Consider the following 14246-nt stretch of genomic DNA (forward strand, 5'->3'; position numbering starts at 1 on the left):
CCCTTCCATTAATACACACACTGTCTTTATTATCTCACCTCATACCTGGTTCGCCGAGCCAGCACCTCCCCGAAGGGACCCAGCAATGCGCAAACGCATCCGCGTCGTGGTCGCCGCGACCGCCGCCGGCGCGCTTCTCGCCCTCACCGCATGTGGCACGAAGCTCCAGGACACCCCCGCCCCCACCTCCTCCCTGCTCTACTGGGGCAAGTGGGCCAAGGGCACCCCGCAGGCCACCCTCTTCGAGCAGGTCATCGCCGACTACGCCAAGGAGCGCGGCGTCAGGGTGGACGTGCAGTGGCTCGGCAACGGCCAGGAGGACCAGGTCAAGACGGCCATCGCGACCGGCCAGGGCCCCGATCTGTTCGACACCGCCATCGACCACACCGCCGGCTTCCGCGCCGCCGGCGCGCTCGGCGACCTGTCGGCGGTCTTCAGGACGAAGATCCCCGGGGAGAGCGCCACCATCGAGGAGGTCCTGCCCAAGAGCGTGCTGAAGGCGATCAGCGACGACAAGGGCTACGGGTTCGTGCCGCACAGCGTCTTCTCCATCGGCCTGTGGTACGACGCCGCCCGCCACCCCGGCTTCGCCACCGCACCGCCCAAGACGTTCGCCGACTTCATGTCCACCGCGCGCAAGGAGAAGGCCGCCGGCCGTCAGCCGATCGCGCTCGACGGCACGATCAACTCCTACAACGCCTTCTGGCTCTACCAGATCCTGCTCACCACCGCCGGGCCCGGCAGCCTGCGCCGGCTCGCCGAGGACCCGGCCGCCTGGGACGACCCCAAGGTGAAGAAGGCGGTGACCGAGGTGGAGTCGCTGGTCGAGGCGGGACTGTTCCAGCCCGACCACATGGCGACCAAGTTCCCGGAGGCGCAGAACGCGTGGGCGGCCGGCGAGCACACCTTCAACCTCAACGGCACCTGGCTCGGCAGCGAGACCGCCTCGCTCCGGGTCAAGGCGGTCCAGCCGCGGGTCATCTCCTTGCCGCCGGTGGACCCGGCCAAGGGCTCGATCGTCACCGTCGGCGCCCTCGGCTGGGGCGTCAACCCCAGCTCCAAGAACCAGCGGGCCGTCGCCGACTTCCTGGCCTTCGCGATGCAGCGCAAGTACATCGACCGGATCGCCACCGACGCCGCCAACATCCCCGCGCGCGCCGACTCCCCCGCGCCCGACGAGCTCACCGCCATCCAGCGCGCCATCCGCGAGGCCACCGAGATCAGCCTCGACTTCGACGGCGTGGCCACCGTGCGGCCGAAGTGGTACAACGACGTCTTCCTGCCGCTCGACGACAAACTCATCGGCGGTTCGATCGACGCCGCGACGTTCCTGTCGGAGGGCAAGTCCCGGACCGCCGCGCTGGCGAGCGACTAATGTCCGTCTCCGGCGCCCTGCACGCCGAGCGCCGCCGGCTCTACCTGCCGATGTTGCTCCCGGCACTCCTCACCTACCTGCTCTTCTTCGTACTGCCCTCGCTCTTCGGCGTGGTGCTCAGCTTCGCGGAATGGTCGGGCCTCGGCACCGCGTTCTCGTGGACCGGGCTGGGCAACTACACCGAACTGCTCACCAGCCGGATGTTCCTGACGTCGTTCCTGAACACCGTCCTGCTGACGTTGCTCGTGGGGGCGGCCCTCTTCCTCATCGCCGCCGCCGCGATGATCGTTCTGCGTACGGCACGCGCCGGGGCGTTCATCCGCTCGGCGGTCTTCCTGCCCTTCATGATCTCCCCGATCGCGGTCGGCCTCGCGGTCTCGTTCCTGTTCAACCCGAAAGGCATGGTCAACACCCTGCTCGGGCTGCTCGGCCTGTCCGCGCTGCGCCAGCCGTGGCTCGGTCCCGAGCTCATCTTCCAGGTGATCATGGCAGGGGTGGTGTGGAGCGCGGCCGGGTTCTACGTCGTGCTGGTGATGTCCGCGGTCGACGGCATACCGCCGAGTCTCTACGAGGTGGCCCGCATCGAAGGGGCGGGCCCGCTCCAGCAGTTCAGGCACGTCACTCTGCCGCTCACCCGCGACATGCTGGCCATCGCGGCGGCGCTGTGGGCGATCGCCGGCATCAAGACGTTCGAGATCGTCATCGCCTTCGTCGGTACGGCCGGCACCCCGCCGCCCGAGGCCCGCACCCTGGCCGTCGAGCAATGGCTGCGCGTCACCGGCGGCCGGGTGGGCGGCCTGGCCCAGCTCGGCGAGGCCGCCGCGATCGGCGTGGTCATGACCGCCGTCACCGCCTTGCTCATCGTGTTGTCGCGCCGCATCCAGCGGCGCGACCGGCTGGAGTGGTCGTGACCGGCTTCCCGCGCGCCGCCTTCGGGACCGCGGCGGTCGCGCTGATCAAGCTGGGCCTGTGGGTCTGGGTGCTGTTCAACGTCGGCATGGTCCTGTGGGTCATGCTGAACTCGGTCAAGTCCTCGCGGGAGATCTTCGCCAACCCGGTGGGCCTGCCAGGCACCTGGATGTGGGAGAACTTCGCGACCGCCTGGTCCGGCTCGGGCCTGGGAACCGCCACGGTCAACTCGGTCCTGCTGACGGCCGTCTCGGTCACGTTGATCATGGCGCTCAGCGTCCCGGCCGCCTACGCGGTGGCGCGGCTCGGCGCCCGGTCGAGCGGGCCGGTGGCGACGTTCTTCGCGGTCGGCATGAGCATCCCGTTCCAGGCGTTCGCGGTGCCCATGGTGCTCATCGGCATCGGCCTGTCGCGCTTCATGGTCGATTGGATCACCGGCGCCTGGGATCCGCGCGTCACCGTGGCGATCTTCTACGTCGTGCTGAGCCTGCCGTTCAGCGTCTTCGTGCTGATCGGCTACTTCCGCTCGTTGCCCGGCGAGCTGGAGGAGGCCGCCTCGCTCGACGGCGCGACGCCGTTCCGCACCTTCTGGAAGATCATGGTCCCGCTGGCGCGGCCGGGCATCACCACCGTGGCCGTGCTCAACGCGCTGAGCCTGTGGAACGAGACGGTGATCGTACTGATGCTGGTCCCGGACCAGCGCATGCAGACGCTGAACGTCGCGCTCCTCAACTTCTACTCCAACATGCAGTACACCTCGAACTGGGGTGGGCTCTTCGCCGGTGTCGTCATCGTGGTGCTCCCGATGATCGCGACCTACCTGTGGTTCGGCCGCCGCATCGTCAGCGGCATGACGCAGGGCATCGGCAAATGACGATCGACAGCGCGCGCCGCGCGCGGGAAACGGACGGTCACTCCATGCACAGAACGGTCGGACTCATCGGGGCCGGCGGCATCGCCAACGCCCACCTCCCGGCCTGGCTCGACCTCGGCTACGACGTCGTGGTCCATTCTCCCGCCGACGACGCGGAGCAGCTCGTACGCCGCCACGGCGGCGGCCGGGTGGCATCCGGGCTCGGCGAACTGCTGGCCACGGCCGCGGTCGTCGACATCTGCACCCCCACCGACACCCACTTCGACCTGGCCCTGGCCGCGTTGGAGCACCGCCTGCCGACGGTGTGCGAGAAGCCGCTGACCCGCACGCTCGGCGAGGCGGAGGAGCTCGTGGCCCGCTTCGCCGAGGCCGGGGTCCCGCTCTTCCCCGCGCACGTGGTGCGCTACTTCGCCGAGTACGCCGAGCTCAGGGCCGCGGTCGCCCGCGGCGACGTGGGCCGGGTCGCGGTGCAGCGCCACACCCGCCAGGGCCGCAGCCCGCACAGCGGCTGGTACCTCGACGCGGACCGGTCCGGCGGCGTGCTGCTCGACCTGATGATCCACGACATCGACGTCTCCCGCTGGATCGGCGGCGAGGTCGAACGGGTCTTCGCCCGCACCCACGCGGTGGACGGGAGCCAGAGCACGCAGGCGTTCCTGACCCACGTCTCAGGCGCGATCTCGGTGCTCACCGCGACCTGGACCACGGCCCCGATCGACTTCCGCACCCACTTCGAGGTCGCGGGCTCCCACGGCGTCCTGCACGGCGACTCCGACGAGCGCCGCCCCTTCCGCTACCAGGGCGAAGCCGCCGCAGACGCGGGAATCCTGCCCGACTTCTCCCCCCTGACCAGCCCCTACCGGGCCGAGCTCGGCGACTTCCTCGACGCGATCGCGACCGGCGGCACGCCGCGCGTCACCGCGCTCGACGGCCTGCAGGCCATGCGCGTCGCCGACGCCGTGGCGCGCTCGGTCGCCGAGAGCCTGCCGATCGATCTCAAGCCCGCCACGGAAGAGGCCTCCGCCGCATGAGAATCGCCATCCTCTCCTTCGCCCACCTGCACGCCACCGAGTACGCCGCCGCGCTGCGCCGCAGCGACGGCGTCGAGGTCGCCGCCTGCGACCCCGGCCACGCCGAACGGCCGGCGGCGGAGTCGGGCGGCCGCGAACTCGCCGCATCGCTCGGCATCGCCTCCTTCGACACCGAGGACGAACTCTGGGCCTGGCGCCCCGACGGCGTGGTGATCTGCGCCGAGAACACCCGTCACCGCGACCTCGCGGCCCGAGCCTCCGCCCATGGCGCGCACGTGCTCTGCGAGAAGCCGCTGGCGACCTCGGCCGCCGACGCGGCCGCGATGATCGAGGCCGCCCGGGCCGCGGGCACCGTGCTCATGACCGCCTTCCCGGTCCGCTTCGCCCCCTCATACGCGGAACTCCGGGCGGTGGTACGGCGCGGCGACCTCGGCCGGATCGTCTCGATCGCCGCCACCAACTGCGGCGGCGTGCCCACCACGCGCTCATGGTTCGTCGACGCCGCGCTCAGCGGCGGCGGCGCACTCACCGACCATGTCGTGCATGTGGCCGACCTGCTCGCCGATCTGCTCGACGACGACCCCGTCGAGGTGTACGCCATCGCCAACACCATCCCGAACCCGGAGCTGAACCACCCCGGCAATCCGGTCGAGACCGCCGGACTGCTCTCGCTGCGCTACCGCGACGGCGTCATCGCCTCGATCGACTGCTCCTGGTCGCGCCCGCCGGGCCGGCCCAACAGCGGCGACCTGGTCACGCTCACCGTCATCGGCACCGAGGGCATAGCCGAGATCGCGCCCTTCGCCGACGTCCTGACCGGCTGGAACGACCGCGGCGTAGTCGCACGGGGATACGGCGCGCCGCTCGACGACCTGTTGATCCGCGCCTTCCTCGACGCGGTGCGCTCAGGTGAGGCCCGTCAGCCGGACGCCCATGCGGGCCACCGGACGGTCGCGCTCGTCGAGGCCGCCTACCGCTCGCTCGCAGAGTCCGCTTCCGTGCCCGTGGAGATCCGATGATCCGCCGCCTGCTCAGCGTGGCCGCCTGCGCCTTACTCGTGCTGCCCATCAGCCCGGCCGCCGCCGCGGCGGACGCCGGCCGTACCACCGTGACCTTCACCGACACCCACCAAGTCCTGCACGGCAACCCGTACACGGGCACCGCCTTCGACATCAACTCCCCCAAACCCGCGGGGCAGCGGGGCTGGGTCTTCACCGACGACCCGGCGATCACCGACTTCGTCCAGGGAACCAAGAAGATCCCGGACGACGCGGACATCGTGCGGCTGCAGATCGCCTGGGCCGACTTCGAGCCCAGGAACGACGAGTTCACCTGGGACCGGCTCGACGCCTTCATGCGGCGCATCGTCGAGCAAGGCAAGACCGTCGAGTTCCAGCTCCTGATGTCGGAGGCGCCCGACATCGAGAACGACCCGAGCGTCTTCGCCTACGAATACCCGCCTGCCTGGCTCTTCGACGAGGCGGGGGCGAGGTTCCGGCTCGCGCCGTACAACACGATCTACAAGTCGAAGCAGCCGATCTACCACGACCCGATCTACCTGGCTGAGCTCAAGGAGGCGGTCAGCGCCTTCGCCGCCCGCTACGACGCGAACCCGGGTATGGCGTGGGTGGACCTGCGGGCCTTCTCCCTGTTCGGCGAATGGTCGGGCTGGAACGACGCCATGAACTTCCCCTGGCCGGACAGCACGACCCGCACCACCACCCTGCGCAAGATCATCGATATCTACGCCGACGCCTTCACCCGCACGATGGTCATGATGCCCAACCCGGGCGCGGACGTGATCGCCAGTGACCCGGACGCCGGCTCCCAGGCCAAGCGGTACGCCGCCTTCGGCTACGAGCACGCCGCCCGCAACGAGAACTGGGGCCTGCGCTCCGACACGGTCAACAGCGCGTTCGCGTGGATGAACCACAGCACCACCAGCGAGAGCGTCTGGATCAACCGCAAGCTCCGCCGCGACATGATCCAGGTCTCGGAGGGCGCCGGCTGGGACAGCGGGATCATGCTGAACAACCCGCGGCTCGTGGTCAAGAACGCGCTGGAGGACTACCGCTCCAACCTGCAGGGCATCAACAACACCAGCTTCACGCACTGGGAAGCCATGAAGACGGCCTACGGCGAGTGGTTCACCACGCTCGCGCGCTACTCCGGCTACCGCTTCCTCATGCCGTCGGCGACGTACGACTCCCGTGTCGCGCCCGGCGGCACGTTCGCCCTCGACCACACGTGGACCAACAACGGCGTCGGCTTCAGCCCCCGGCGTTACCCGCTGGAGGTGCGTTTCACCAACCGGGCCACCGGCGAGGTGGTGTGGCGCGGCACCGACGGCTCGCTCGACCAGACCAGGTGGTTCAAGGGCGACGTTCGTGAGCTCCGCTCGACGTTCACCCTGCCGGCCGGGGTGCCCGCGGGGGCGTACGAGGTGGGCATCGCCCTGCTCGGCGAGGACGGCGAGCCGCGCGTCGAACTGGCCATGCCGGACGGGTCGGGCAAGGTCTACCCGGTCGGCACCGTCGAGGTCGCCGCCGGCGCCACCCGCCCGGCCGTCACCACGGCGCCGCTCACCCAGTTCAAGGTCGAGAACGAGGACTACACCGCCGCCCAGGGCGCCTACGGCGTCGAGGCGCCGCCCGAGGGCGGCTTCGGCGCGCTCTATCTGGACGCGGCGGGCGAGTGGGCCGAGTACGACAACGTGGTGGTGCCCGAGGGCGGGACCTACCGTGCCGAGTTCCGTGTCTCCTCCGAGGCGGGCAACCGCTTCCGCGTCGAGATCGACGGCAAGGACGCCTTGGGCCCGATCACCGTGCCCGACTCCGGCGGCTACAACGTCTACCGGACCGTCGAACGCGGCCTCACCCTGCCCGCCGGCCGCCACACCATCAAGATCATCCGCGAGGACGGTCGCTGGTTCTTCCTCAACTGGATGCGCTTCACCCGCGACCGCCCGGAATCGCGCACCATCCAGGCCGAGCGGCCGGCCGCCCAGGAAGGCGTCTGGCTCGCCGCCGCCGACGCGGCCGACGACGACGGCACGCCCGGCGTCTCGGTGATCGACACCGGCGACTGGCTGCGCTACGACGGCGTCGAGATCCCCTCGACCGGCGACTACCTGCTGCAGATGCGCTACTCCACCGTCAACGACGCCCCGCTGAGGTTCCGGGTCGAGGTGGACGGCACCGACGTCACCGGCGAGCTCAGCCTGCGTCCGACCGGCGGCGTCGAGCGGATGCGGACCGAGGACTTCGTCCTCCCGCTCACCAAGGGCAGCCGATCCGTCAAGGTCGTGTGGACCGCGGCGAGCTCGAACGCCGTGTGGAACTGGCTGCGCCTGGACGCGCAGCGGGCCTTCACGCAGACGATCGAGGCCGAGCACTACACCATGCAGTGGAACCTCGGCCAGGAATGGTCCTGGCAGGGCCACGACACCGGCGTCGTCGTCGGCTCGCACCCCGGCCCCGGTGGACAGGTCAAGGCGGTCGGCCGCATCAGCACGAACGACTACCTGCGCTACGAGAACGTCTTCGTCCCCCACACGGGCCTGTACAAGGTCGCCTTCACCGCCGCCTCCGACAAGTCCGCCACCTTCCGCTTCGAGGTGGACGGCGACCGCTCACAAGTGCACGTACCGGACACCGGCGGGGCGTTCAAGCCGGTCACGACCTGGGTGAAGCTCACCGCCGGGGTCCACACCCTGCGCATCGTCGCCGACGTGGACTCCGGCCTGCTGCTCGACCGCTTCTCCATGACGGCGGGCACCGCGGCCGTCAAGGCGTTGATCGCCAGCGGCGCCGCCGAACTCAAGGTGGGCCAGACCGGCAAGGTCACCACCCAGACGGTGAACGCCGACGGGAGCCGTACTCCCGTCTCCGAGGGCGTCGTCTACACCAGCTCCGATCCGATGATCGCCAAGGTGGACGCGCAGGGCGCGGTCACCGCGGCCGCCTGGGGCACCACGACGATCACGGCCATCTACGAAGGCGTGTCCGACAGCTACCAGCTCACCGTCACCGATCCCTCGGTGATCCTGACCTACGTCAACGACGACTCGCAGGTGCGCTACACCGGCCAGTGGGGCGTGGACCGCGGCCGGGGAGTCGGCGACCACAACGACGACGTGCATTACTCCACCGAGACCGGCGACCACGCCGAACTGACCTTCACCGGCACCGGCATCAGCTACCTCACAGAACGCTTCACCGACATGGGCGTCGTGGACATCTACGTCGACGGACAGCTCAAGGCCACGGTGGACTGCAACGGGCCCAGGCGGCTGGCGCAGCAGCGGGTCTTCCGGCTGGCCGGGCTCACGCCCGGCGAGCACACCATCCGCGTGGTGAACAAGCAGCGCTTCTCCGAGACCGGGCGGATCGCGCTCGTGGACGCCTTCATCGTCGAGTCACCCCGGCCCTGGGCCGAGGGCAGCGCGCTGAAGGCGGACAAGGTCAAGCGGACCTCGGTCAAGCTGTCGTGGCCCCAGGCCACGGTGGCGGCCAAGGGGTACGCGGTCTTCGACGGCGAGCGCGAGATCACACGGGTCAAGAAGGGCAAGGCCAAGATCGGCTCGTTGGTGCCCGGGTCCACGCACCGGTTCACCGTACGGGCCGTGCTGCCCGGCGGCGCGCTGCTGCCGGACGGACTGTCGGCCGAAGTGACCACCCGAAGTTAGGAGCCGAGCGGTATCCGCAGCGAGACGGCCCCGCGCAGGTCGAGCCAGGCCGCCTCCGGACCGCGGACCAGCCGCATCACCACCTCGTCACACCCGGGGCAACGGGCGACCAGCCCCGGATCGGGCCCATAGACCCGCAGACCGGCGACCGGACCGACCAGCCCGCAGGAGGCGCACGTACCCGAGGCCTCCGACAGGTCGACGGCGAAGATCTCGCTGAGCGGTCCGGCCATCGCGTTGCCGTCGAGGTGGTTCATGAGGACGCTCCAAAACGCTCGGTCTTGATACGCGCGGGGTCGTGGCCGAGCCCCACGAGCAGATCGGCCGCCGCCTCGACGAACCCGGTCGGGCCGCAGACGAAACAGTCAGGCCCCGGCCCCGGCAGATCGGCGGCGGTGAGGCGGCTGTCGCGCACCCGGGTGTACACCAGCGACACCTCGACGCCGGGATCGGGTTCGCGCAGCTCGCCGGCGTAGTAGAGCTGCTCGGGCGAGCGAAGGGAGTAGATCAGGTGGAACGGCGTGGCCACGCCCGCCGTACGGCGGGTGCGGACCATCGCCATGAGCGGCACGATCCCGGCGCCACCGGCGACCAGCAGGACCGGCGCCGGATCCTCCGGCCGCCACACGAACCAGCCCCCGACGGGCCCCCGGATCTCCAGCCGGTCGTCCGGCTTCATGATCTGGGTGAGGTACGGCGAGACCTCCCCGTCCTCCAGGCGCTGCACGGTCAGCTCGACGCCTTGGGTGGTGGCCAGGGAGTAGCTGCGGCGGGCGGTGTAGCCGTCTTCGGCGGTCAGCCGCACGTCCACGTGCTGGCCCGCCAGGTGACCGGGCCAGCCGGGCACATCGAAAATCAGGGTCCGCGCGCTGGACGTCTCATCCCGCGCCTCGACCAGCCGCGCGGGCCGCCACTTAGTCATCGGCGTACCGCTGCTCACGCCAGGGATCGCCGTAGTTGTGATACCCGGCCGTCTCCCAGAAGCCAGGATGGTCCTGGTTCAGCAGGCGGATGCCGCGTACCCACTTGGCCGACTTCCAGAAGTACAGATGCGGCACCAGCAGCCGCGCCGGCCCTCCATGCCGAGGCTCCAGTTCTTCCCCGTCGAAGCGATGGACGATCCACGCCTTCCCATCCAGCAGATCCTCCAGCGGCAGGTTGGTCGTGTAGCCCCCATAGGAATGGACCAGCGCATACTCGGCGACAGTCTCGACATCCTCGAAGAGCACATCCAGCGAGACACCCTGCCAGGTGGTGTCCAGCTTGGACCAGGTGGTCACGCAATGAATATCAACGGTGGGCGTCTCGACCGGCAGCCCCATCAATTCTTCCCAAGTCCACCGATGCACCGCCTCGGCTTCGGTGTCAATGACGAACTCCCACCCGTCCAACGGCACCCGCGGAGTGGGCCCGGCCGACAACACCGGAAAATCCTCCGTCAGATACTGACCAGGCGGAAGCCGATCATCCTGACGCCGCTTACCACGAAACCCCCGCGAAAAGACCCCCATGCCTCACCACCCACTCTCCGGAACATCGCCCCCGCTCAGTATCCCCAATCCCCATTCAAGATCCGTGGACGCCATCAGTCCGCGTGGCAACTGACGCAGGCGGACTCGCGAAGCGAATGACGGGCTGAACCACCGGTGATGATTCCCATCCACCACTGCTCCCCTACCGCGCGGGCTGTTCCGGTGTTCCGTTGGGCCAGACGCAGGTCGAGGTGGACGCCAGATAGAGGTTGTCTCCCGCTACCCAGGTCAGGGCGAGAATGAAGCCGTCAGGCCGCGATTCGCCACCGATGCTGGGATGACCGACGTCCAGGCCGCCGGTCGAGACGATGCGATGCCCTTGAGCTTCCCAGTAGGCGCGGACCTGGCGCGCGATATCCATGTTCGCGCTCTTGGGGATGCCGCGCAGCCAATAGGCACGGCTGACGCTGATCTTGCCCGGAGGCTCGTTCTCATGCACGCACTCATCTGCATCATGCGGGATGAGTTCGAGGCGGGGCGTGGGAGTGAGAGCAGCGGCGGTGTCACGGATGAGCTGCTCAACACGTGTGGTGGCCTGGTCTTGGCTGATGGTGGGTGAGCTCATCGTGCATCCTGCGAGGAGGAGGGCCGGTAGGAAAGCGAGGATTCGCAGCAAGGTGATCACCTGTTCTGCTCCGGCGCCAGTTCGGGCATCAAGAGCTGCGGGCTTTTGCTGAGTGGCTCGGGCTGATCGAGTTCGTCGTACTGCCCGTTGATGAGGCGGCCCATGTTTCGGATCGAGGCGGAGTGCCGGTCCCAGTAGCTGCTGTGGGCCGAGGTCCATACGTTGCGGCCGACGGGGAAGCGTTGGGCGCCGAATGACTCGTCTCCTGGATCCGCTCCGAAGCTGCCCAGTGTGGTTACCGGGTCGCCGCCGGCCTCGCCTACCCAGACGTGTTTTGGGTCGAGGCCCAGTTCGCGGGCGTGGTTGACGCCGACGCCGGGGCTGCCGACCAGGATGAGGTCGTCGGCCAGGCGGCCCGGGCGCAGGGTGGCGGCGTGGCCGCTGGTGAGGGAGCCGTAGCTGTGGCCGATGACGACGGAGCGGGCCGTACCGGATGGGTGGTGGGAGGCGCGCAGGCCGTCGGTGAAGGAGGCCAGGGCGGCGCCGCCCTTCGCGGCCGCGCCTTCGAAGGCTACGGATTTGCCGGGATCGAAGAGTCCGGGGTCGATTTGGGGTGCGTCGTAGCCCAGCCAGGTGATGGAGGCTATGGATTTTCCGCCTCCGGTCACCGCTGCCTGGCGCCAGAGGGCTCGGGCGCGTTCCAGGTCGCCGTGGGCGGCGTCCAGCCCTGAAGTGAGGCCGGAGACGTTGGTCACGGTGATGTCGGCGGTGTCGGGGTCGCCCCAGGAGATGATCAGTCTGCCGTTGCCGGTCAGGTCGAAGGCGAGGAGCAGCGGGCTCGGGTAGCCGGGGCGGGGCTGGAGCTCTTCTTCGATGAGGTTCAGGCGGCGGAGCTGGTTGGCGGTCTTCTCCCAGCCGCCCAGGTCCTCAGGGCGATCGAACGACTTCTTCAGTTCTGTGGCCAGGCGGGCCTTCTCGGCGCTCAGCCAGTGGCGGTTGGCCTGGTCGCGGATGGCTGCGGGCAGGCCGTTGAGGTTGCCGAAGCCTGCGAGGGTGGTCGGCCGCGGGTCTTCGGGCAGGGCGTGCCACCAGGCGTTCACGCGGGCGGCCAGGGTTGTGTCCTGTCCGCTCTCCTGTACGGCCAGCAGCGCTGGGACCGCCCCGGCGTCTCCGGCGGCGACCCGGTGCAGGAGCTGACGGACCTGACCGGAGCCGGGCGCATGGGCGCCGAACAGGTCGTACGCCGCCAGCCCAGCGGGAAGCGTGCTCCAGGGGACGGATCGCTGGATGCGGGACAGGCGCTGCCGCAGGTCCCGGCCGCTTTCCGCGGACCAGCCGGCCACCTGGCCGAGGGTGTGGCCCGGCTGGGCGGACAGGCCGTGCCCGGCCAGTTCGGATCCCAGGCGGGAACCGGCCGACGCGAGGGTGTGGCCCGCGTGGTCGAGGACCGACACCAGCGTGCTCATCGCCTGCGGGTCGATTCCACGGAAGGCGCCTGCCGGGGCGCTCGCGCCGGTCGGTGAGGTGGTCAGGGCGGGGGTCGTGGGGTTCGGGCCGCCTTGCCGTACGACCAGGTCGCCCAGGGCGCGCATCGCGGCGGACAGCGAGGACTGGAGCCTGGTCCGGTGGCCGGTGAGATCGGTCGTGAACGCGGCGGCGCCGCCCCCGACCCAGGCGTGGGCGTGCATCAGCCGGGCGGCGGTGTCCAGCGCGGCGTGGTGTTCGATGGCCAGTGCCGTCACTCGTTGGAAGGCTGCCAGCGCCGCCGCGTACTCCGCCATGACCGGCTCAGGATGTCAGGCCGGGCGCCTCTTCTTCAGGCGGTCAGCGGCTTGCCCAGGCCTGACCCGAAAAGAGGCTGATCGGGTCAGAACAGGGTGAGCGGCGGCTCTTCGGCCACCGGCTCAGGCAGCGGGGCGAGGCGGGGGAGCTGGGCGCGTACCTCGTCGTGGAAGCGGCGGGCCAGGGTCAGTGCCTCGGCGTTGTCGGGGGTGTGGACGAAGACGGTCGGTGATCGTCCTTCGCGCAGCCAGGCCGCGGTCGTCTCCACCCAGAACCGCCAGCCTTCGACGGTCCTGGCGGGGTCGTCTCGGCCGAGGTAGCGGACGATCGGGCGTTCGGTGAGGGCGTGCGAGCGGCGGGGGACACGGGGTTTCTTGGTCCACGCGTCCCGCTCGGCGTCGCTGGTCGGCGGGGTTTCGAAGAGTGTGACGGTGTCGAACGGCACCCATTCGGCGTCCAGCTCGCCCAGCATCCTCTCCAGGTTCCCGATGGACGGGGCGTGGTCGAAGAAGGCGTGGTGCCGTACCTCGACCGCGTAGTGGTAGGCGGCGGGCATGCGGCGCAGGAACGTGGCCAGCACGCGCAGGTCGGACGGGGAGAAGGAGCCGGGCAGCTGCACCCACAGGGCGTGGGCGCGGGGGCCGAGGGGTTCGATCGCGTGCAGGAAGGCGCGGACCTGGTCGCCGACGTCACCGAGGCGGCCTTCGTGGGTGATCGTCCTGGGCAGCTTGATCACGAAGCGGAAGTCGGCCGGGGTCTGCGCCGCCCAGGTCTCGACGGTGGCGCGGGACGGCGTGGCGTAGAAGGTGGTGTTGCCTTCGACCGCGTTGCACCGGGAGGCGTAGGCGCCGAGCCGCTCGCCCTGCGGAAGCCCCCAGCGGGCATGACTCCACATCGCGCAACCCACGTGTAGATCCATATGTCCGACGTTACCGGTCCAGGTACGCTTCCAGGCCGCCGATCAGCAGGGTGACGGCGTCGTCGAAGGCGTCGGGGCGGACGCCGCCGGTCGACTCGGAGAAGATGAAGCCGCTGACGAACGAGCTGAGGATCTCGGCCGTCCGTGACAGTTCCTCGTCCGGGACGCCGGCCATGCGCAGGAGGCGGTCGAGCACCTCCCACAAGCCGCCCTGCTGTCTGCTCATCACCTCGGGGTTGTTGAACACGTACCGCCACAGCGACGGCTGCCGGTGGGCCAGTTCCCGGTAGGCGTGGCCGAGCGCTCGCATCTGGTCCTGCCACGGCGAGCCGTCGTCGGGGGGCATCGCGAGCTGGGCGGCGGTTCTGAGGCAGAGCTCGTGGATCAGGGCCGTCTTGTTCTCGACGTGGTGGTAGACCGACATGGGGTTGACGTCCAGCTCGGCGGCGAGCTTGCGCATGGACAGCCCCTCCACGCCGCCCGCGTCGATCAGCCGCCACGCCGCGGCGTAGATCTCTTCCGGAGTCAGAGGGGCACCCCTCCGCGCGCTCACTGCCATACGGCGTATGGTA

13 protein-coding genes are annotated in these 14246 nt (G+C 69.7%); 6 read left to right on the top strand and 7 right to left on the bottom strand.

Annotated elements, in window-relative coordinates; all coding sequences use genetic code 11:
* Nucleotides 1-85 precede the first annotated feature (85 nt).
* Genes ACIBHY_RS26735 through ACIBHY_RS26760 form a run of 6 tightly spaced genes read left to right on the top strand, consistent with a single transcriptional unit; the run spans nucleotide 86 to nucleotide 8876 of the window.
* Nucleotides 86-1375 (top strand): ABC transporter substrate-binding protein, encoded by a 1290-nt coding sequence (locus tag ACIBHY_RS26735; RefSeq protein ID WP_397308028.1) that lies wholly within the window; start codon nucleotides 86-88, stop codon nucleotides 1373-1375.
* Nucleotides 1375-2286, top strand: a complete 912-nt coding sequence (locus ACIBHY_RS26740) for a carbohydrate ABC transporter permease (protein ID WP_397244645.1) — start codon at nucleotides 1375-1377, stop codon at nucleotides 2284-2286. The genes ACIBHY_RS26735 and ACIBHY_RS26740 overlap by 1 nt, the downstream gene beginning before the upstream one ends.
* On the top strand, nucleotides 2283-3158 hold the full coding sequence (locus ACIBHY_RS26745) for a carbohydrate ABC transporter permease (RefSeq protein ID WP_397244647.1): 876 nt from the start codon (nucleotides 2283-2285) through the stop codon (nucleotides 3156-3158). The genes ACIBHY_RS26740 and ACIBHY_RS26745 overlap by 4 nt, the downstream gene beginning before the upstream one ends.
* Nucleotides 3159-3202: 44 nt before the next feature.
* On the top strand, nucleotides 3203-4189 hold the full coding sequence (locus tag ACIBHY_RS26750; protein ID WP_397308029.1) for a Gfo/Idh/MocA family protein: 987 nt from the start codon (nucleotides 3203-3205) through the stop codon (nucleotides 4187-4189).
* Nucleotides 4186-5208 (top strand): Gfo/Idh/MocA family protein, encoded by a 1023-nt coding sequence (locus ACIBHY_RS26755; protein ID WP_397308030.1) that lies wholly within the window; start codon nucleotides 4186-4188, stop codon nucleotides 5206-5208. The genes ACIBHY_RS26750 and ACIBHY_RS26755 overlap by 4 nt, the downstream gene beginning before the upstream one ends.
* Nucleotides 5205-8876: a carbohydrate-binding protein gene (locus tag ACIBHY_RS26760; protein ID WP_397308031.1), complete on the top strand. Its 3672-nt coding sequence runs from the start codon at nucleotides 5205-5207 to the stop codon at nucleotides 8874-8876. The genes ACIBHY_RS26755 and ACIBHY_RS26760 overlap by 4 nt, the downstream gene beginning before the upstream one ends.
* Here the strand turns inward: ACIBHY_RS26760 and ACIBHY_RS26765 are convergent.
* From ACIBHY_RS26765 to ACIBHY_RS26795, 7 genes are all read right to left on the bottom strand, one after another.
* Nucleotides 8873-9133 carry a DUF6510 family protein gene (locus tag ACIBHY_RS26765; RefSeq protein WP_397244655.1) on the bottom strand — a complete coding sequence of 87 codons (261 nt, stop codon included), beginning with the start codon at nucleotides 9131-9133 and terminating at the stop codon, nucleotides 8873-8875. The two genes, ACIBHY_RS26760 and ACIBHY_RS26765, sit on opposite strands and share 4 nt — an antisense overlap.
* Nucleotides 9130-9798: a ferredoxin reductase gene (locus ACIBHY_RS26770; RefSeq protein WP_397308032.1), complete on the bottom strand. Its 669-nt coding sequence runs from the start codon at nucleotides 9796-9798 to the stop codon at nucleotides 9130-9132. Before ACIBHY_RS26770 ends, ACIBHY_RS26765 begins: the two co-directional genes overlap by 4 nt.
* Complete coding sequence (locus ACIBHY_RS26775) at nucleotides 9791-10387, bottom strand: sulfite oxidase-like oxidoreductase (protein ID WP_397308033.1); 597 nt, start codon at nucleotides 10385-10387, stop codon at nucleotides 9791-9793. Before ACIBHY_RS26775 ends, ACIBHY_RS26770 begins: the two co-directional genes overlap by 8 nt.
* A 163-nt stretch (nucleotides 10388-10550) precedes the next feature.
* Nucleotides 10551-11033 (bottom strand): hypothetical protein, encoded by a 483-nt coding sequence (locus tag ACIBHY_RS26780; protein ID WP_397308034.1) that lies wholly within the window; start codon nucleotides 11031-11033, stop codon nucleotides 10551-10553.
* Nucleotides 11030-12754: an alpha/beta hydrolase gene (locus ACIBHY_RS26785; RefSeq protein ID WP_397308035.1), complete on the bottom strand. Its 1725-nt coding sequence runs from the start codon at nucleotides 12752-12754 to the stop codon at nucleotides 11030-11032. The genes ACIBHY_RS26780 and ACIBHY_RS26785 overlap by 4 nt, the downstream gene beginning before the upstream one ends.
* 86 nt (nucleotides 12755-12840) lie before the next feature.
* Nucleotides 12841-13674, bottom strand: a complete 834-nt coding sequence (locus ACIBHY_RS26790; RefSeq protein ID WP_397308036.1) for a DUF72 domain-containing protein — start codon at nucleotides 13672-13674, stop codon at nucleotides 12841-12843.
* Nucleotides 13675-13684: 10 nt separating this feature from the next.
* Nucleotides 13685-14233: a TetR/AcrR family transcriptional regulator gene (locus ACIBHY_RS26795; protein ID WP_397308037.1), complete on the bottom strand. Its 549-nt coding sequence runs from the start codon at nucleotides 14231-14233 to the stop codon at nucleotides 13685-13687.
* Between the last annotated feature and the right edge of the window lie 13 nt (nucleotides 14234-14246).

It is taken from the genome of Nonomuraea sp. NPDC050547 (genome assembly GCF_044457345.1).
Taxonomy (GTDB): domain Bacteria; phylum Actinomycetota; class Actinomycetes; order Streptosporangiales; family Streptosporangiaceae; genus Nonomuraea.